At 60.8% G+C, this 18482-nt stretch carries 22 protein-coding genes; 5 read left to right on the top strand and 17 right to left on the bottom strand.

The genetic code is table 11. From position 1 onward, the window contains the following. Positions 1-3 precede the first annotated feature (3 nt). The 7 genes from AC1RT6_RS09335 to AC1RT6_RS09305 form a co-directional block, all read right to left on the bottom strand. The gene (locus tag AC1RT6_RS09335) at positions 4-1410 is read right to left on the bottom strand and encodes a TadA family conjugal transfer-associated ATPase (RefSeq protein WP_374708850.1); all 1407 of its coding nucleotides are present in this window, start codon (positions 1408-1410) and stop codon (positions 4-6) included. Between the two features lie 81 nt (positions 1411-1491). Next, positions 1492-2757 (bottom strand): CpaE/TadZ family protein, encoded by a 1266-nt coding sequence (locus AC1RT6_RS09330; protein WP_079445357.1) that lies wholly within the window; start codon positions 2755-2757, stop codon positions 1492-1494. Beyond that, positions 2754-3491, bottom strand: a complete 738-nt coding sequence (locus tag AC1RT6_RS09325) for a CpaD family pilus assembly protein (RefSeq protein ID WP_079445358.1) — start codon at positions 3489-3491, stop codon at positions 2754-2756. Before AC1RT6_RS09325 ends, AC1RT6_RS09330 begins: the two co-directional genes overlap by 4 nt. 20 nt (positions 3492-3511) lie before the next feature. Continuing rightward, on the bottom strand, positions 3512-5011 hold the full coding sequence (locus AC1RT6_RS09320; protein ID WP_173815874.1) for a type II and III secretion system protein family protein: 1500 nt from the start codon (positions 5009-5011) through the stop codon (positions 3512-3514). A 14-nt stretch (positions 5012-5025) separates the two neighbouring features. After that, the gene (cpaB, locus tag AC1RT6_RS09315) at positions 5026-5808 is read right to left on the bottom strand and encodes a Flp pilus assembly protein CpaB (RefSeq protein ID WP_079445360.1); all 783 of its coding nucleotides are present in this window, start codon (positions 5806-5808) and stop codon (positions 5026-5028) included. 126 nt (positions 5809-5934) lie between these two features. Beyond that, entirely contained in the window at positions 5935-6459 is a 525-nt protein-coding gene (locus AC1RT6_RS09310; RefSeq protein ID WP_079445361.1) for an A24 family peptidase, read from the bottom strand. A gap of 318 nt (positions 6460-6777) precedes the next feature. Next, positions 6778-6948 (bottom strand): Flp family type IVb pilin, encoded by a 171-nt coding sequence (locus AC1RT6_RS09305; protein WP_079445362.1) that lies wholly within the window; start codon positions 6946-6948, stop codon positions 6778-6780. Between the two features lie 382 nt (positions 6949-7330). Between AC1RT6_RS09305 and AC1RT6_RS09300 the strand changes: the two genes are divergently transcribed. From AC1RT6_RS09300 to AC1RT6_RS09290, 3 genes are all read left to right on the top strand, one after another. Next, positions 7331-7822 carry a pilus assembly protein N-terminal domain-containing protein gene (locus tag AC1RT6_RS09300; protein WP_079445363.1) on the top strand — a complete coding sequence of 164 codons (492 nt, stop codon included), beginning with the start codon at positions 7331-7333 and terminating at the stop codon, positions 7820-7822. Between the two features lie 180 nt (positions 7823-8002). After that, positions 8003-8569, top strand: coding sequence for a TadE/TadG family type IV pilus assembly protein (locus tag AC1RT6_RS09295; RefSeq protein WP_079445364.1), 567 nt, complete (start codon positions 8003-8005; stop codon positions 8567-8569). 216 nt (positions 8570-8785) lie between these two features. After that, positions 8786-9334, top strand: coding sequence for a TadE family protein (locus AC1RT6_RS09290; protein WP_420799256.1), 549 nt, complete (start codon positions 8786-8788; stop codon positions 9332-9334). 109 nt (positions 9335-9443) lie between these two features. Here AC1RT6_RS09290 and AC1RT6_RS09285 read toward each other — a convergent pair whose 3' ends face one another. The 4 genes from AC1RT6_RS09285 to AC1RT6_RS09270 all read right to left on the bottom strand — a co-directional run bounded on the left by AC1RT6_RS09285 (position 9444) and on the right by AC1RT6_RS09270 (position 13100). After that, complete coding sequence (locus AC1RT6_RS09285; RefSeq protein WP_002714433.1) at positions 9444-9656, bottom strand: cold-shock protein; 213 nt, start codon at positions 9654-9656, stop codon at positions 9444-9446. Between the two features lie 254 nt (positions 9657-9910). Further along, a complete protein-coding gene (gene infA / locus AC1RT6_RS09280; protein ID WP_011313644.1) occupies positions 9911-10192 on the bottom strand; it encodes a translation initiation factor IF-1 in 282 nt (93 codons plus the stop codon). A gap of 265 nt (positions 10193-10457) precedes the next feature. Continuing rightward, positions 10458-11894, bottom strand: coding sequence for a DEAD/DEAH box helicase (locus AC1RT6_RS09275; protein ID WP_079445366.1), 1437 nt, complete (start codon positions 11892-11894; stop codon positions 10458-10460). Between the two features lie 345 nt (positions 11895-12239). After that, positions 12240-13100 carry an RluA family pseudouridine synthase gene (locus AC1RT6_RS09270; protein WP_079445367.1) on the bottom strand — a complete coding sequence of 287 codons (861 nt, stop codon included), beginning with the start codon at positions 13098-13100 and terminating at the stop codon, positions 12240-12242. 112 nt (positions 13101-13212) lie between these two features. Between AC1RT6_RS09270 and ftsY the strand changes: the two genes are divergently transcribed. Further along, on the top strand, positions 13213-14160 hold the full coding sequence (gene ftsY / locus AC1RT6_RS09265; RefSeq protein ID WP_472791174.1) for a signal recognition particle-docking protein FtsY: 948 nt from the start codon (positions 13213-13215) through the stop codon (positions 14158-14160). Positions 14161-14251: 91 nt separating this feature from the next. Beyond that, positions 14252-14854 carry a septation protein A gene (locus AC1RT6_RS09260; protein ID WP_079445369.1) on the top strand — a complete coding sequence of 201 codons (603 nt, stop codon included), beginning with the start codon at positions 14252-14254 and terminating at the stop codon, positions 14852-14854. A gap of 52 nt (positions 14855-14906) precedes the next feature. Here the strand turns inward: AC1RT6_RS09260 and AC1RT6_RS09255 are convergent, their stop codons facing one another. The 6 genes from AC1RT6_RS09255 to ccmA all read right to left on the bottom strand — a co-directional run bounded on the left by AC1RT6_RS09255 (position 14907) and on the right by ccmA (position 18276). Next, positions 14907-15269, bottom strand: a complete 363-nt coding sequence (locus tag AC1RT6_RS09255) for a ComEA family DNA-binding protein (protein WP_079445370.1) — start codon at positions 15267-15269, stop codon at positions 14907-14909. A gap of 138 nt (positions 15270-15407) precedes the next feature. Next, complete coding sequence (locus AC1RT6_RS09250; RefSeq protein WP_079445371.1) at positions 15408-16001, bottom strand: DsbE family thiol:disulfide interchange protein; 594 nt, start codon at positions 15999-16001, stop codon at positions 15408-15410. Further along, the gene (gene ccmD, locus AC1RT6_RS09245; protein WP_079445404.1) at positions 15998-16177 is read right to left on the bottom strand and encodes a heme exporter protein CcmD; all 180 of its coding nucleotides are present in this window, start codon (positions 16175-16177) and stop codon (positions 15998-16000) included. Before ccmD ends, AC1RT6_RS09250 begins: the two co-directional genes overlap by 4 nt. A 5-nt stretch (positions 16178-16182) precedes the next feature. Further along, positions 16183-16914 carry a heme ABC transporter permease gene (locus AC1RT6_RS09240; RefSeq protein WP_079445372.1) on the bottom strand — a complete coding sequence of 244 codons (732 nt, stop codon included), beginning with the start codon at positions 16912-16914 and terminating at the stop codon, positions 16183-16185. Between the two features lie 94 nt (positions 16915-17008). Next, entirely contained in the window at positions 17009-17677 is a 669-nt protein-coding gene (gene ccmB / locus AC1RT6_RS09235) for a heme exporter protein CcmB (protein ID WP_079445373.1), read from the bottom strand. Next, positions 17674-18276: a heme ABC exporter ATP-binding protein CcmA gene (ccmA, locus tag AC1RT6_RS09230; protein ID WP_079445374.1), complete on the bottom strand. Its 603-nt coding sequence runs from the start codon at positions 18274-18276 to the stop codon at positions 17674-17676. The genes ccmB and ccmA overlap by 4 nt, the downstream gene beginning before the upstream one ends. Positions 18277-18482 lie beyond the last annotated feature (206 nt).

Below are 18482 nucleotides of genomic sequence, written 5' to 3'. Positions count from 1 at the left end.
TCCTCAGATCTCGACCTTGACTTCCGACGCATCGAGCGCGGCTGCGAGCCGCTTCTCCTCGTTATAGTACCGCGCGCGTTCCCAAAATCGCGGCCGGCCGATTCCCGTCGAACGGTGCCGGCCGATCACGTTGCCGTTGGCATCCTCGCCAAGCAGGTCGTAAACGAAGATATCCTGGGTGATGATGGTTTCGCCCTCCATCCCCATCAACTCGGTAATGTGAGTGATGCGTCGCGAGCCGTCGCGCAGCCGTGCGGCCTGGATGATGATATCGATCGAGGCGCAGATCATCTCGCGGATTGTACGCGAAGGCAGCGCAAAGCCGCCCATTGTGATCATCGACTCGCAGCGAGATAGCGCTTCGCGCGGATTGTTCGCGTGCAGCGTGCCCATCGAGCCGTCATGGCCTGTGTTCATTGCCTGTAGCAGGTCAAACGCTTCCGGTCCGCGAACCTCGCCGACGATGATGCGTTCGGGGCGCATGCGCAGGCAGTTGCGGACCAGGTCGCGCATCATGACCTGACCCTCGCCCTCGATGTTCGGCGGGCGGGTTTCGAGCCGAACGACGTGCGGTTGCTGCAACTGAAGCTCGGCCGCGTCCTCGCAGGTGATGATGCGTTCGTCGTGGTCGATATAGTTGGTGAGGCAGTTTAGCAGCGTGGTCTTGCCGGAGCCGGTGCCACCCGAGATCAGCACATTGGCACGGCACCGACCGATGATTTGAAGGATCGTGCTGCCTTCCTGGGTGATGGCGCCGAACTTCACCAAATGGTCGAGGGTCAGCTTGTCCTTCTTGAACTTGCGGATCGTCAGCGCGGGTCCGTCAATCGCGAGTGGCGGGACGATGGCGTTGACGCGGGATCCGTCGGCAAGACGCGCATCGCATATCGGCGAGGATTCGTCGACCCGCCGGCCAACCTGGCTGACGATGCGCTGACAGATGTTCAATAGTTGCTGGTTGTCGCGAAACCGGATTCCGGTTCGCTGGATTTTTCCTGCGACTTCGATGAAGACCGTGCCGGCGCCATTGACCATGATGTCTGCGATATCGTCGCGGGACAGGAGCGGCTCGAGCGGGCCATAACCGAGAACGTCGTTGCAGATGTCGTCAAGCAGTTCTTCCTGCTCGGCAATAGACATCACGATATTCTTGATCGCGATGATCTCGTTGACGATGTCGCGAATTTCCTCGCGCGCGGATTCGCCGTCGAGCTTGGCGAGCTGAGCGAGATCGATGGCCTCGATCAGCGCGCCGAAAATGGTGGCCTTGACCTGGTAATAGGTGTCTGACCGGCGGGTATCGATGGTCGGCGTTTGGGTCGCCGGGCGTGTTGGCGCGAGCTGCGGTGAGGAGACTTTGGGCGGAGCGATTTCCGTGGACGTTTGCGCAAGCGGGGCGGGCGGTGTGATCTCCGTCAGGCCCGCCAGCTTCCGGGCGTTATCCTCTGGTCCGCTACGCTTGCCAAACACGACGGTACTCCACGCAATGACTTATTTTGCCCGCAACTTCTCGATGAATGGCGGCAGGAACGATTTTCTCGGCTTTTTCGCTTCGCCGCGGCCGGTGAGGCGTTGGGCGATCTGCAGGAACATTTCGGTAGTGCGATGGCTCGGCGCGATTTCCGCGATCATCTGGCCGTTGTTCGCGGCCGACCCGAACATCTGTGGGTCGAACGGAATGCTGACGATCGGCTGGCTTTCAATGGCCTTGGCGAATTCACTGGCGTTGATTTCCGGCCGCTTTGGAACCCCGACCTGGTTGAGGCAATACAGCGGAGGTCGATCGTTCGGCCGCGCGGCCTTGAGCAGGTCGAACAGGTTTTTTGTGTTGCGAAGGCTGGCGAGATCAGGTGTCGCGACGATGAGGATATCGTCTGCTCCGATCAGGGCTCGCCTGGTCCAGCCCGACCATTGATGTGGAATATCGAGCACGATGCAGGGCATCGTCGCCCGCAGCGTATCAAGGGTCGAATCGAATGCTTCCGTCCCGAAGTCATAGACGCGGTCCAGCGTCGCCGGCGCGGCGAGCAGACTCAGATGATCGGTGCATTTCGACAACAGGCGATCGACGAAAGCGGTGTCGATACGGTCCGGCGAAAAGACGGCATCGGCGATTCCTTGAGATGGATCCTGATTAAAGTCCAGCCCAGCGGTACCGAAAGCGAGGTCGAGGTCGGCAACAACGGAATCGAGCGCCAGATCGCGTGCAATAGCCCAGGCGACATTATGGGCGATCGCCGAGGCGCCGACGCCGCCTTTGGCACCGGCAATTGCGATGACCCGGCCGACCGCCTTCGCTTCCGGGGCTGAAAACAAGCCGCAAACGGAGCGTACGATGTCGATGGGAGCGGTGGGCGCGATGACATAATCGCTGACGCCGCGCTTGACCAACTCGCGATACAGCGTCACGTCGTTGACGCGGCCGATCACGATAACGCGCGTGCCTGCGTCGCACACGGTCGCAAGGTGGTCGAGTGCTGCCAGAATGTCGCCGCGCTCTTCGGTCTCGAGAATGATGACGTTCGGTGTCGGCGCCGACCGATAGGCTTCCACCGCAGCGGCCATGCCGCCCATCTGGATCTTGAGGTGAGCCTTGGCCAGCCGGCGATCCTCGCCGGCGGCTTGAACGGCCGTCGCTGTTTCCATCGTCTCGCAAAAGACCTGCACCGATACACGCGGCGCCGGTGCAATATGATCCTCCGCGCCCGGCGAAGGGGATGCGGTCGAGTCTGCGTCCTGGCGAGCGTAACTGATCATTTGCCTGTGTCGCTGAGTTTGGCTTTTTCGGCTTCGGGATAGTCCGTCGCGGTGGTCATGCCCTTGCGATACTTTTCGAAACCTTCGGTGCGGCGAGCCGTGTAGGGCGGGGTTTCGGGCCGCGGCTGGACGAGGTCCGATGGATTGTCGATCATCGATGCAAGGTTGCGCTGAGTGGCGCACCCCAAATTCCAGTAAGGCTTGTTGTCGAGATAGCCCCTGTTCTTGATCGAAGGGCCGAGATCGTCAGGCCAGACACCGCACGGGCCTGCCACGGCGCCGATTCGCGGATAGGTCAGGCGAATGGTTGCGAACAGGCGCGGATCGGCGGGGTGGTATTGCCGGACGATGATTCCGCGCGGCGGCACCCCGGCTGCGTTCAATAGCGAACGCACCTCCTTGAATGAATCTGCCGCCGCCCGGGCATTGCTGGTGCCCGTGGGTACCTCAGCGATAATGGCGCCGGTTCCCTCGCGGAGCCAGACGCTCGCAAGCCCGATGACATCTGCGCGCTGCGGAGCCGTCAGGCCGCCTCGTGTGTTGCCGACGAAGATATTGACGGTTTGGTCGGTTTCCTGGATCGCGATAGGATGCCGCAAGCGATAATCGTCCGGAATGCTCGCGGTGGTGTCCACCCGACCCGTATGAGTGCAGGCGCCCAGCGCGGCGGTGAGGCCGGCGACGAGGACGGCCATGCGAAGGTTGCGGCGTTCGGCGGAATCTGCGGATGTCATCGTTTCGTTCCTTGCCCGCCTCAGTCGGTGATGAAGCCGTAGGTGCCGCGATAGGGACGCGCGGGTTCGGCACGACCCGGAGCGCCGTAGATGCGGTTGATGCTTCCCAGGAGGTCGGACTGCGGGTCAGATGCGTCGGCGAAACCGTCATCGGGCCGCGACAGATCCTTTTGTGCGACGGCGCGCACCACATAGGGAGTTACGAGGACCACCAGTTCGGTCTGTCCGTTGACATAGTCGCGGCTGCGGAACAGCGATCCGAGGACCGGCAGCTGGGTGAGACCGGGCAAGCCGTTGATGGCCTGCTTGGTCTGTTGCTGGATCAGGCCGGCCATGGCCATCGAGCCGCCGGACGGAATCTCCAGTGTCGTTTCCGCGCGCCGGGTTCTTATCGAGGGGACGGTGAGCGAGTTGCCGATCGTCTGGGTTATCGTCATCGAGTTCTCGCTCGACAGTTCCGAAACCTCGGTCATCACCCGCAGGCTGATCCGGCCTTCGGTCAGTACCACCGGCGTGAAATTCAGCGAGATGCCGAACTTCTTGAATCTGATCTGCGTCAGGCAGACCCGGGTTGCGGGATCGCATGAATAGCCCGCTGGAATGGGAAACTCGCCTCCCGAGACGAACGTTGCCGACTCACCGGATATCGCGGTGAGGTTCGGCTCGGCGAGCGTCCGGATCACACCTGCGCTTTCCATCGCCCGAAGCGTAGCCTGTACGCTCGGGACCACCCCAGGATAGCCGGCCTGCCCAGGCAGGAGATTTGTCAGGCCGGAGGATCCGCTAAGAGCATTTCCAGTTACAAGCGGCCTACCGAGAGCGGTGAACGGATTCGAATTGCTGAAGTTCACGACCGCGGTGCCGTAGTTCATGTTGGCGGTGAGGTCGATGCCCATCTGCTTGATGATGGTGCGAGCGACTTCGGCGACCGTGACCTTGAGCATGACCTGGTCGCGACCCCGTACGGCGATATTATTGACGACTTTTTGTGCGCCGTCGGCGAGGCGTGCGGCGAGATCGCCAGCCTGTTGCGCCTCGATCGGGCTCGACACCCATCCTGAGAGCATGACTCCGTCACCCAAGCCATCGACCTTGATAGCGGCATTCGGCAAAAGCTGCTTGAGCGCGGCGCGCAAGCCGTTTAGGTCGCGCGTGACCGCGATATCGTAAGCCGAAATCTGCTGGCCGCTGCTGTCAAAGAATATGATGTTGGTTTGACCGACTGCCGCGCCGATGATGTAGGCGCGTTGCGCTGACCTCACCACGGCATTTGCGATCTTCGGGTCGGCGACCAGAACGTCCTTCACGTCGCGGGGCAAATCCACGACCACCGACTTACCGATACCGAGCGAGAGAGATTGCGCGGACATCTTTGCGCCGGCCGTTGCGGCGGACACGCGGTAATCGCTCGCGAACACTGGCGTCAACGCCGGGTTCAGCGTGAAAGCGCCAATTGCCGCGAAGGCGAATGACCGTGACACAAAGGCCCGTACTGATGTGGGTTTTGTCGTCCATTCCATGACGGGCGTCCTCATTACCTCTGCACGGTGGTTTGAGACGGAACGCCGTAACGGACGACATTGATGCTGTCGCGCCTCCGATCATCGGTGTCGCTTTCCGGGGCATTGGCGTCGGCGAGGCTGCGCAGCGCGAGCGACAGCGTTCCCATCTGGCGCGACCGCGCCAGCGTCTCCGCCTGCTCCGGTTTCAATTCGAGCGTCGCGGTCCTGCCGACCACGACCTTTTGTCCGTTCTTCTCCTCGATGGTCTGATCGACCGCGAGAACGCGTACGTTGCCGAGAATAGTCTCCGAGTTGACGGAATCCCCGCTCGGATGATCGGCGTCTTTCTCCCGCCTCGAGAGGATCACGTCGACGCGGTCATTGGGAAGAATGAAGCCGCCAGCGCCTGTCTCCGGCGAAATTTCGGTCGAAATCGCGCGCATCCCCGTTGGCAGGATCGCCGCCATAAACCCGGATCCCTTTGCGCTGACGAGCTTGGGTTCGCGAATGGGCTCTCCGGCGATGAAGGGCGAGCGGGCGATCGACCCCTCGAGTTGCGTGGTGGCGTCCGGACGTCGGTCGCGGCGAATGAAGCTGCTGCTGGCGCTATCCGCTGGCCAGGTCTGCCATGCCACGTCGCTTGCGGTGACCGCTTGGCCGAGCGGGATATCCGACTTCGCAACCAGGACGTCGACGGTCGGCAGCTGTACCGTCTGAGCGGGTTCGGGTTTCTTGTCGGATCCGCTCGCGAGGTAGGCGGCGAGGCCGCCAGCGCCGACTGCGATGGTCAGAACGACAATGCGGGCGGTATTCATGCGCTTGATTTTCCACGTTACGGCGCGGCGCTTGCGTCGCCGTCACGGGAGTTGAACATTTATTCGTCAAAGCATGGTTAATGAGGCGTATCTAAATCGCGTTAATGAGATGTTGCTTGTGCGCGATCACTGGAAACCGAAGCGCGTCAGATCGACTGCACGTATCCAGTCGGTTTCCGGATAAATCAGCAGAGCGGCAAAGGCGAGCGCGATGCCATACGGAATTCCTGTATTCTTGCCATGCAGTCGCAGTAGCCAGTCTTGACTGTAAAGCGATGCCGGCAATGGCCATTGCCGGAACTGGAGCAGCAATAGCGTCAGAACTCCGCCGAGCAGGGAAGCATAGACGAGATATTCCAGCGTATGCCCGAAGCCGAACCAGAGGGCGGCCGCGGCGGCCACCTTGGCGTCGCCGCCGCCGATCCAACCCATCGCAAAACAGGAGAAGGCTACAACGAGAACCGCCAGCCCCGCTCCCGCATGGGATAGCATCTCGTGAAGTCCCATGCCGCTCAGGAGGGCCATCACGAGAAAGCCGGCTACCAAAAGCAGCGAGACTCGATTCGAGATCGTCATGGTCAGCAGATCGCTCGCGGCCGCGAACGCCATCAAGGCGGGGAATAACAGCAATCGTGCGACATCGAGTGCCATGGAATACCCGTCCCGATTTCCTCTACGGCGGATCCGTTATGGAGTCCGATCGTAGTCGTCCGATGTGAACATTCTGGAAACGAGAAAGGTCATGGCCATACAGCGATAATTCTGGCTGCGATGGCAATGACGGCGATGGTGAGTGCCATGCAAATGGTTTGGATCGCCCGTTTCGTTGGCTCATCATAGGGCGAAGAATGCGTCTTGGGCACGGAATGTCTCGACATGATCGCTGCACGAAAAAAAGAAGGGAAGTAGGAACAGAAAAGGTCCCGGCATGCCGGGACCTTTTCGATCGCAAAAGCGGAAAGCTTTCGCTTACTTTTTGTTCAATTCGGTGTTCACGTTTGTGAACACGGTGTTCAGCGAAGTTCCGACCGTCTGGACCATCGTGATGATCGCGACGGCAATGCCGGCGGCGATCAGTCCATATTCGATGGCGGTCGCGCCGGACTCATCCTTCAGAAAACGCGAAAAAAGGGTCTTCATAACTGGCTCCATGTGTTCACGTGGCTGTCGAACTACCTGGTCCTAACGGCGTTCTCAGCACCGTGACCATGTCGTCACCGTAAGCGGGGAGAATTGCAGCGCAGTTAATTCGATTGAAGAAACACGGCCATAAGGGGCTATGTGTGTCTCAGAGTGAATTTATATTTAAGGGAGATTTATAAAAATGCGTTCGACATGAAACTGCGCTGGAGTATGTTCGCGGCGGCGGCTTCTGCAGATCGCCCTCCGTCCGAAAGCGAGGCGCCGGCACGTTTCCCTGGTACGCGTTTGCAGTTCATTCATCAATTAACGGCAAATTTCACGTCGTGGCCGGCAGTGTTGGCATTGTCCTTTTCGGTCCCTGTGCGTTCCGGAGTAGAGTATGTGGTTTAAGTCCCTGCGCAGCCCTTCGCCTGCTTCGGTCATCGGCATGTCGCTCGCAGCGGCAATTTTGCTTGGTCCGGTGGCGGCTCCCGCCGAAGTGACCAGTGAGCCGATTTCCGTCAATGTCGACCAGGCGAAGCTGGTCAGGCTGCCCGGGCATATCGCAACGATTGTGGTCGGTAACCCGCTAATTGCCGACGTTACCCTGCAGCCTGGCGGCCTCGTTGTCGTGACCGGTAAGGGTTATGGCGCAACCAACGTGATTGCGATGGACCGCGCTGGAAGCATTCTCGTCGATCGCATCATTCAGGTCGAAGGGCCGAGCGATCAGGTGGTGACGGTCTATCGGGGCCTGGAGCGTGAATCATATAGCTGCATGCCGATTTGCCAGAAGCGGGTCACCCTCGGGGACAGCACCGCTTACTTCAAGGCAACAATGGACCAGGCCAGCAATCTGAGTTCGCAGGCCGGCGGTACCTCCACAAAATAAGAGCGCCGATTGATGACTGGCTTCCAGCTCTGCTGGCAGCATTCCTTCACGAATTCTGAATCGGTTAATATCTGGTATACGGCGAGGGGCATTCTGCTCCTATCTGACGAAACACTTCAACAATCAGTTTCGGCTAGTCCTTGACGGTAGATAAATCCCGCCGTGTGCAAGGATTTCACGATGTCGCCGTTTCTCCGCCTCAGGTCCACAATCGCAAGCGCGGCTCGTTTTCGCGGCAACCAGCGCGGGTCCGCGGCGGTGGAATTTGCTCTCGTCGCACCGCTGTTCTTCGCGCTCCTGTTCGCGATCATCGAGACAGGATTGGTGTTTTTTGCGAGCCAGAGCCTTGAGACCGCCTTGCAGGACTCCGCGCGCGCGATCATGACCGGTCAGGCACAGATCAGCAATCTCACAAAACAGAGCTTCAAGGCCAACATCGTCTGCAAGTACGCCAGTGTTCTGTTCGACTGTGAGAACGGCATCTTTGTCGATGTCCAGAGCTACCCGTCCGGATTCGGGAGCGTGACGATCTCCGATCCGATCTCGGGAGGAAACTTCGTCGATAACACCCAATACAATCCCGGTGGCCCGGGCGATATCGTCGTTGTAAGGCTGTTCTATCAGTGGCCGCTGTATGTCACCGGACTGGGTTACAATCTTGCAAACCTCAGCGGCAGCAAGCGGCTGCTGTCGGCGACGGCCGCCTTCAAGAACGAGCCCTATCCGGCCCCGACACCATCATCCTGATGATCGGTGTGCTGGAAACGGCAGTGTATGCGAATTGAGAATGTGAAACCGATGTTAAGAGTGTTTTCGAGCGAAGTGGATACCGGTTCGCGTGAAGACAACGCGTCAAAACAAGAATCTGGGGCCTCGTTCCGATTTGATCGGAACGGAAATGGCTCGAGCATCCGGTCTTGCCTCAGACGTACGGCCGCAGCGCTGTGGCGGGATTCGCGCGGCTTGGCAGCGACCGAGTTTGCGATGATCGTGCCGATGATGCTGGTGATGCTGTTCGGGACCATCGAGGTGTCATCAGGCGTGGCTGTCAATCGCAAAGTCACGCTGGTCGCGCGGACTCTGTCCGATCTCACCTCGCAGTCCCGGGGGGTTAACGATGCCGATGTGACGAATTTTTTGGCTGCCAGCTATGGCATCATGTGGCCCTATAACTCGGCACCTGTTCAGGCCACGATTTCGGAGTTGTATATCGATCCTGCGACCTCGGTGGCGCGGGTGCAATGGAGCCAAGGTCAAGCGCCGCGAGGCACAGGGTCGACAGTCGGCATACCCCCCGGGCTCATCGGGCGGGATTCGTCTGGCAACGTGCTCCCCAATCAGTACCTGATCTTCAGCGAGGTCAGCTATCTTTATGAGCCGGTCCTCGGCTACGTGATCTCGAAGGCGGGCATCAGGCTAAGCGACACCACTTATACCCGCCCGCGTAAGTTCAGCTGCGTCACCTATCCCACGCCGGCCTCTGGCATTTATCCTCCTTGCCCGACCAGTTGAAGTTACGCGAAAACTCCAAGGTATCGTCACAAACCAAAAAAGGCCGCGCTGAGGGCGCGGCCTTTCTTCTGATGTGATCTTTTGGTTATCAACAGGAGCAGGTCGCTGCCTAACCAGCCGCGCGGAGATTGTCGGCTGAAGACTTTCCAGAACGGCGATCAGCGACGATTTCGTAGCTGATCTTCTGTCCTTCACGCAGCGTTCCGAGTCCGGCACGCTCAACTGCGCTGATGTGAACGAACACGTCGTTGCCGCCATCGTCAGGTTGAATGAAGCCGTAGCCCTTGGTTGCGTTAAACCACTTCACGGTTCCCATGCTCACGGGTAGTCCCTTTATCAAGTACGTATGTCGAAGCCCGCTTTTGGCGGGCTGGTGAGATTGGATTTTTGGAAGGGTCGTCAGCGTCTAAACCGGCTATACCGGTGGTAGCTAATGTCGTCCGGCCGAAAATCGCTAACCCTATATTATTCGAAGGTAAGCTCCGAAACAATCCTGACGTGCAGGATTTTTTAAAAGATGCGTCGCCGGGCCTTTGGCCCTCTATCGGCGAGCGGTCTTCTCCCACGCCGAGAAGGTTATCTGCGGCGAAACTGGCCACCGCGCGGTGGTCCGCTGCGCGGCGGGCCACCGGGACGCTCGTCCTTGTGCCGGAAGATCAGACGTCCCTTCTCCAGATCGTAGGGGGACATCTCGATGGTGACGCGGTCGCCGGCCAGCGTCTTGATCCGGTTTTTTTTCATCTTGCCGGCGGTATAGGCAACGATTTCGTGTCCGGCATCGAGCTGCACCCGATAGCGGGCGTCGGGCAGAATTTCGGTAACCAGTCCTTCGAACTGGATCAGTTCTTCTTTCGCCATGAGTTTCTCCGGATCGAGTGGCGGTTCACTAGATCACGATGATAGTGGATCGAAGCGATCCAAAACCATGACCGTGATCGATTCCGATATTCTGATAAGCGGGAAGGGTCGGAAAACCGCTACTTGCTCGCCCGCTCTGGTCTTGCGATTCTAGCATTTGCATCCGTCGGGCAGGAGTCCTGCACAGGAGTCCTGCAAATGATCTCTGGATCGGCATTCTCTTATCGACTTGCCGCGAGTGGATAGCAAACGTCACATTCACCCGCTAGCGCTGAGGCGGCTGGTTGGATTTAAGGCGCGCAGGCCGACTTTTGCGATGCAGGAACGCAACCCCCTGCATCCCGTCGGCCTTGCTCCCCTGTGATGAACGGGAGGGCTCTTGCCGGGCGGTTTCCGATCGGCGGTTCGTTTGCGGCGTCCCCTTGCCATTACGGCGGCGACGGCGCGGGCTTTTTGCGCCGGGAGCGGCGGCGTCCGCTCTGGTCGCATGACCGTGGGGTGCGGGGCGTCCGCTGCGAGGCTGTTGCTGAGCCGGCGCGGTCTCGCGCTGCCCCGGTGTCCGGCGGTCTTCTCTTGGCAGCACCACGCGGATCAGTTTCTCGATATCGCGGAGATAGGCCATTTCTTCCGCTCCGGCGACCAGGGAGATCGCCGCGCCTTCGGTGCCTGCGCGCGCGGTGCGGCCAATGCGATGGACGTAAGTTTCCGGGACATTCGGGAGGTCGAAATTGACGACGTGGCTGATCCCGTCAACGTCGATGCCCCGCGCCGCGATGTCGGTCGCAACCAGCGTCCGGATCTCGCCGGTTCGGAACGCCGCCAGCACGCGCTCGCGGTGGTTTTGCGATTTGTTGCCGTGGATCGCATCCGACCTGATGCCGGACTTGGCAAGGCTCTTCACGACCTTGTCGGCGCCATGCTTGGTCCGCGTGAAGATCAACGCCCGGTTGACCGGCTCCTGCTTCAGAAGCTGGGCCAGGAACGCGGACTTGTTGGCATGATCGACCTGGATGATGCGTTGGGCGATGCGGTCCACGGTCGAGGCGACCGGTGTTACCGCGACGCGAGCCGGATCACGTAACATCTGGTTGGCGAGTTCTGCGATGTCCTTTGGCATGGTGGCCGAGAAAAGCAGCGTTTGCCGCTTCACCGGCAGCTTGGCGATGACTTTGCGAATGTCATGGATGAAGCCCATGTCGAGCATACGGTCGGCTTCGTCCAGCACGAGAAATTCGACTTGGCCGAGCTTCAGGCCGTTGCTTTGAACGAGATCGAGCAAGCGTCCTGGCGTAGCGACCATGACGTCGACGCCGTGCATAACAGAGCGGACCTGCCGTCCCATCGGGACGCCGCCGATCGCGAGAGCTGAAGTCAGGCGCATGTGACGGCCGTAGGCGTTGAAGTTTTCGAGGATCTGGCCCGAAAGCTCGCGCGTTGGGCTGAGCACCAGAACCCGGCAGTTCTTGGATTGCGGCTTGATGCGATTCTGCAGCAGCCGATGCAAGATCGGCAGCGCGAAGGCCGCCGTCTTGCCGGTGCCAGTCTGGGCAATCCCGACAATGTCGCGTCCCGTAAGGGCAAGAGGAATGGTTTGAGCTTGGATGGGCGTGGGCGTCAGATAGTTTTCTTCCGCGAGCGCACGCAAAATCGGATCGGCAAGGCCGAAATCCTGAAAGGTAGACAAAAGGCTGTTTCTTTCCATTATGCGACCAGGCGCCCGGGCCACATCGGCCGGAGCGTACCAGGGCGTCTGTGACACCCGCGTGTTTGGGGCGTCGATGAGGTTAGCTAGAGAAAGGGCAAGCCAGAAACCGTCGGACGGGCTCAGAACACGCGGCTCGCAGTGACCTGATATCTTTCAAGGTCGTGCTATCATATGAAGCAGGAACGCGACGGATTCAAGGTGAATTGTCGTGGTTTCGCCCCGCGACGAGTTCCCGTGGAGCTATAGCCAGCCTGCCGTCATCGACGCTGGAGGTCCCACCCGGCCAGGAATGTACAGAACTTGGCCGTTGACCGGCAGCCCACTGCCAGTCGGCCTTTACTTTTACTGTCCGCTCCAACCGCAGACCTTGAGCAACGCGTGCAAATGCGCCGGCACCGGCGCGGTGACCACCACAGGCGGCTTGTTCTTCGAAAGGGGAATCGCGATCTCGCGCGCATGCAGGTGAAGGCTAGGCTCGCCGAAACGCGGGATGTATTGTTCGTTTCGCAGGCGGCGTAAACTGGCCTCGGTTCCGTAAATGGTGTCGCCGACGATCGGCCAGTCCATCGCCGCACAATGGACGCGCAGTTGATGGGTGCGGCCGGTAACCGGCTCCAGCGACAGCCAGGTGAACTGAACTCCATTTCCCTTTGTGGGGGAGGATTCGGGAAAGGGGTGAACTGCAGCCTCACAGCCGCTTGAGTTTACTTCGCTCCTGCACGCTTCGGGTTCGACCCCTCCCTCAGAAGGGGAGATATTAAGAGGAGATCGCCCCAGCACTTTCCATTTCGTGACCGACGGCAACCCGTTCGGATCTGGCTTCTGCCACCAGCCGCGTTCTTCGTTCAGCCGCCCGAGCGGAATGTCGACGGTGCCCTCGTTCTCGGCAGGGCCGCCCTCGACCACGGCCCAGTAGGTTTTTGAGATCTTGCCGTGCTTGAATAGCAAGCCGAGCGAAGCCGTCGCCTTGCGATGGCGTCCGAGCACCAGACAGCCCGATGTGTCGCGGTCAAGCCGATGGGCAAGCACCGGCGGTCGCGGCAGGCCGAACCGCAGCGCATCGAACGACGCTTCGAGATTGGCGCCGCCCTTGGGGCCGCGATGCACGGGGATGCCGGCCGGCTTGTCGATCACCAGCATCAACCCGTCGCGGTGGAGCACGCGGGCCTGGATTTCCTCCGGCGTCGGCTGTGCTGTATCCATGGCTCACATTAATTCCGATGTCGGCATAGCCTCATCCGAAAATTGCAGCTTTTTGGCATCGGGCCGCTCAACCCTTTCGCTCGCAGGTCGAAACGGCTAACACACCTCCATAATGAGCGACAGCATCGAGGACAAACCGAAACAAAGCTGGTGGCGTAGGCTGTCCGGCGGCCTCAAGCGGACTTCGACTTCGCTTGGGACCGCAGTGGCTGATCTTGTCACCAAGCGCAAGCTCGACCGCGCGATGCTCGACGACATCGAGGACGTGCTGTTGCGCGCCGATCTTGGAACCGCGGTCGCGGAACGCATCGCGGAGGCGGTGGGCGAGGGACGCTACGACAAGGCGATTTCCGCCGATGAGGTGAAGGCGGTTGTCGCGACCGAAGTGGAAAAAGTTCTTGCTCCGGTGGCACGGCCGCTGGTCATCGACGACACGTTAAAGCCCTTCGTCATCCTGGTGGTCGGCGTCAACGGCTCCGGCAAGACCACGACCATCGGCAAGCTGGCGGCGAAATTGTCCGCCGAGGGCCGCAAGGTGATGATGGCGGCCGGCGACACGTTCCGCGCTGCGGCGATCGAGCAATTGAAGGTATGGGGCGAGCGAACCGGGTCGCCGGTCATCGCAGGCGCGCAGGGGTCGGATTCGGCCAGTCTGGCATTCAACGCGCTGACGGAGGCGCGGAACGAGAAACGCGATGTGCTGCTGATCGATACGGCGGGTCGCCTGCAGAACAAGGCGGAACTGATGAACGAACTTGAAAAAATGGTTCGCGTCATCCGGAGGGTCGATGCATTGGCCCCGCATGCGGTGCTGCTCGTGCTCGATGCCACTGTCGGACAGAACGCGCTGTCGCAAGTCGAGGCATTTCATCGCACTGCCGGGGTCACCGGTCTCGTGATGACCAAGCTGGATGGCACCGCCCGCGGCGGTATTCTGGTGGCGCTGGCGGAGAAGCATAAACTGCCGGTACATTTCATCGGCGTCGGCGAGAGCATCGACGATCTCGCGCCGTTCACCGCGCGCGATTTCGCACGGGCGGTCGCGGGGATCGAGACCTAGTTTTTTTGTCATGCCCGCGTCGACGGGATATCGAAACCGTTCGGAATATCGGATCATCCGCTTTCGCGGACGGTCACAACAGGCAGGATGGATGGACAAGAAGCAACCGCACCCGCTGTTCAAGCTTGCGACCGAACTCGGGCCGCTGCTGGTGTTCTTCGCCGCCAATGCGAAGTTTAACCTGTTCGTCGCAACGGCTGCGTTCATGGTGGCGATCACAGTGGCGATGATCGCCTCCTATGCGGTGACCCGACATATTCCGTTGATGGCCCTGGTTACGGGGGGTATCGTCATCGTGTTCGGTACGCTGACGCTGGTGCTGCACGACGAAACCTTCATCAAGGTGAAGCCGACCATCATATACGGGCTGTTCGCAAGCGTGCTCGGCGGCGGGTTGCTGTTCGGCCGCTCCTTCATCGCGATCATGTTCGATCAGGTGTTCAATCTGACGCCGCGCGGTTGGCGGCTGTTAACGCTGCGCTGGGCGCTGTTCTTTTTCGCGATGGCAATCCTCAACGAATTCATCTGGCGTACCCAAAGCACGGATGTCTGGGTCAACTTCAAGGTTTTCGGCGCGGTCCCGCTCACCATGATCTTCGCGATGATGCAGATGCCGTTGACTAAACGCTATCAGCTGGAGCCCGCCACGCTCGAGGCCAGCGACGCGAGGGAAGGCGATATCGGGAAAGGCTAATCGCTTCCATCCTTTCGCGGCTTGCGAGAGCAATGTGCAACGAAGGCGTGATTTACTTTGGTTGCGAGGCGATGATCTGGCCGGAGATCTTCTTGTAGGTCGCTTCAGGAAGAATCTTCTTGGAGACGAGTTGGTCCTTCTTGGCGTAGGGACGGCCGGCGATGATCTTGTCGGAATACTTGTCGCCGATGCCCTTGAAGGCCATCAATTCTTCCTTGGTCGCGGTGTTGATGTCGAGCTTTTCCGCGTCGGATTTCGCGGGCGCCGTCTTGCTGGCAGGCGCCATTTTCCCCGCCGGCGCCATCCTGTCGGAGTGGGGAGCGGGTTGAAACGACTGGGCCATCGATGGTGAGGAAACAAGCAGGCCGAGCGCAAGAACGGCGGTGGTGATCGAGGCGAGCGTGTAACGGCGCATGAAAACCTCCCTGAGCGGGTGTTTGCTGGCGACGCCAAGTTAGCTGGGAATTTGCGGCGGCGGCATGGCCGTCAAATGAACGGCGGATAAATGCCCTGAATATTCTCGCGGAGTCTTCGTCGCGACGACAAAGCGATGTTACGAGCCCGCCTTCAGGGCCTTTTCGATTTCCGGCTTCAGCACCGCTTCGATATTTTGGGACGTGATCTCCCCGACCAGCTTGTAGGCGATCGTGCCGTCGCGCGCGACCACGAAGGTCTCGGGCACGCCGTAGACGCCCCATTCGATGGAGGCCCTGCCATGGCTGTCGACGCCGACGACGTCGAACGGGTTGCCGTAGCGGCCGAGGAAGCGGCGGGCGTTGTCGGGGGCGTCCTTATAGTTAATGCCGACGAATTGCACGCGCTGATCCTTGGCGAACTCGGTCAGCAGCGGCGCCTCGCTATGGCAGGGGACGCACCAGGAAGCCCAGACATTCACAATGCTGACCTTGCCCACGAAGGTTGCGGGGTCGATCCCCGGCACCGGCTTGCCATCCGCCATGAGGTCGGACAGTGGCGGTAGCGTGGTTGTAGGCGCGGCACGGCCGATCAGCGCGGAGGGGATTCGCGAAATGTCGCTGTCGCCGAGTCGGAACCAGAACAAGAGTGCCAGTGCGGCAAAGACGACGAGCGGCAGCGCCATCAACCAACGTCGTTTGGGGGTGGCCGACGGAATTGCGGGGTCGGTCATTGAACCTCCGCAGCGCTGCGCCCCGATCGCCTGATGGCGCCCGCGGCTTCAAGGCCGCGCAGGCGCGCCTTCTGACGGCGGTAGTCCACGATCACCCAGACAATGAGCGCCACAACCACGGTTGCGACCGATACATAGGAGGTCACGATGAAAGAGGCATAAGGACCGAGCGTCATGGCCGTCACGCCGCCGACTTGCTGGCTTGCAGCATCTGCAAGGTGCGCACGCGTCGGCGCAGGATCTCGTTCCGCATCGCCGCGATATGCAGCGTCAGGAACAGCAGCGTGAATCCAATCGCCATCACCAGCAGGGGGATCAGAAACGAGCGGTCGAGTGTCGAGCCACCCATGCGGATAACCGAGGCCGGCTGATGCAGCGTATTCCACCAGTCGACCGAGAACTTGATGATAGGGATGTTGACCGAGCCAACCAGCGTCAGCACCGCGGCGGCGCGCGCGGCGCGCGAGGGATCCTCAACCGCGCGCCACAGCGCCATCAGGCCGAGATACATCAGGAACAGGATCAGCACCGAGGTCAGCCGCGCATCCCATTCCCAATAGGTGCCCCACATCGGCCGGCCCCACAGTGATCCAGTCAAAAGGGCAAGGAATGTGAAGGCTGCGCCGATCGGAGCGGCGGTCTTGGCAGCGACGTCCGCAAGCGGATGCCGCCACACCAGCGTGCCCAGCGCGGCAATGCTCATCACGCCCCACACGAACATCGACAGCCACGCATTCGGAACGTGGATGAACATGATTTTCACGGTCGCGCCCTGCTGGTAGTCGTCGGGCGCGATGGCGGACTGGTACAGGCCGATCGCGAGCACCAGCGCGGTAACGGCCACGAGCCACGGCAGAATCCGGCCGGCAAGCGTGAGAAACCGGGAGGGGTTGGCGAGATCAATCAGGGTCATGGCACCACTGATAGTCGCCGTAGCTACGTCAGGCAATGCGGATTTGCGTCCGGTTTCTTTCCTGAGCAAAAATTGATTAGCCGCATGCTGCGCCTCAATCCAGCCCGTGCCGCAGGCTGGCGGCGGCGGCAAAAGGGCCGATCACAAGGCTCGCCAGCGACAGCGCGCACAGAATCGAGAACGGCGTGCCGAACGGCGATGGTCCGGACACCGCAGCGTTAGAAGCGGCGACGCCGAAGATCAGTACCGGGATCGACAACGGAAGGACCAGCACCGAGAGCAGCAGCCCGCCGCGACGCAGGACGACGGCGAGGGCGGCGCCGATCATTCCGGTGAAAGTGAGCGCGGGCGTTCCTGCAAGGAGCGTCAGCGCCACGGCGCCGGTCGCGACGGCGTCGAGGTTGAGCAGGAGTCCCAGGATCGGCGTTGCGGCGACCAGCGGCAACCCTACCGCCAGCCAATGCGCCAACGCCTTCGCGGCGCAAGCCAGCTCTAGCGGCGTGCGGCTCATGACGATCAGGTCGAGCGAACCATCGTCGTGATCGGCGGTGAACAGGCGATCGAGCGTCAGCAGGCTTGCGAGCAGTGCGCCGAGCCAGAGAATCGCGGGGCCGAGCTTTTTCAGGAGCGCGAGATCGGGGCCGACCGCGAACGGCATCAGCACCACGACGATAAGAAAAAACAGCACGCCGATCAGCGCGCCGCCGCCGACGCGCAACGCGACGCGGATATCCCGGCGGACCAGGGCGGAGAGGGCGGTCATGCTGTCCTCCCGATCCGCAGTTCCTGCACGGCAATGCCGAGCGGCGTATGGGTTGCGGCCAGAACGATGCCGCCGCCCGCGAGATGGCCGGTCATGATGGCGGCGAAAGCGGCTTGGCCGGTGACGTCGAGGGCCGAGGTGGGCTCGTCCAGCAGCCAGACCGGGCGCTTGACCGCCAGCAGCCGGGCGATCGAGAGCCGTCGCCGCTGTCCCGCCGAGAGATAGGCCGCCGGCAGATGCGCGACATGATCGAGCCCGACCGCCGCGAGCGCATCCGATTCGCCAGATTTTCCGCCGCCGAGGAAGTCCCGCCAGAATGACAGGTTTTCGTTGACCGTGAGCGCAGGTTTCAAAGCATCGCGATGGCCGAGGTAGTGCGCCTGTTCGGGCAGCGTCAGCTCCGGATCGCCACCCTCAAGGCCGATCGATCCACCCGCCATGGCCAACAGCCCGGCCAGCAGCCGTAGCAGGGACGTTTTCCCCGCGCCGTTGGGGCCGGTGATCGCCACCGCACGGCCCGACTCCGCCATCACATCAAGGCCGACAAAAACCTCCCGCCCTCCCCTTACGCACCGCAAGCCGCTGCCTGAAAGTCTCATGATGGTCCTGTTCGCGGAACTGATTGTTTCCGTGGAGAGCTGAAAGGCGGGGGCACAGGCATTGTGGACGTGGCGGATGGTCTGGAAAGACTCTATAAAACTGGAACTTGATGCAGCACAAAACGCGCCGCAACGAAACCCCGGGGACTCGGCGTATCAGCGGTGTTTTAATACCTTAAAAGTTTGCCGGACCGGCGCCCCAGACT

This window comes from Nitrobacter sp. MLSD-S21, assembly GCF_058809865.1.
This window is presented reverse-complemented; position numbering and strand designations above follow the sequence as displayed.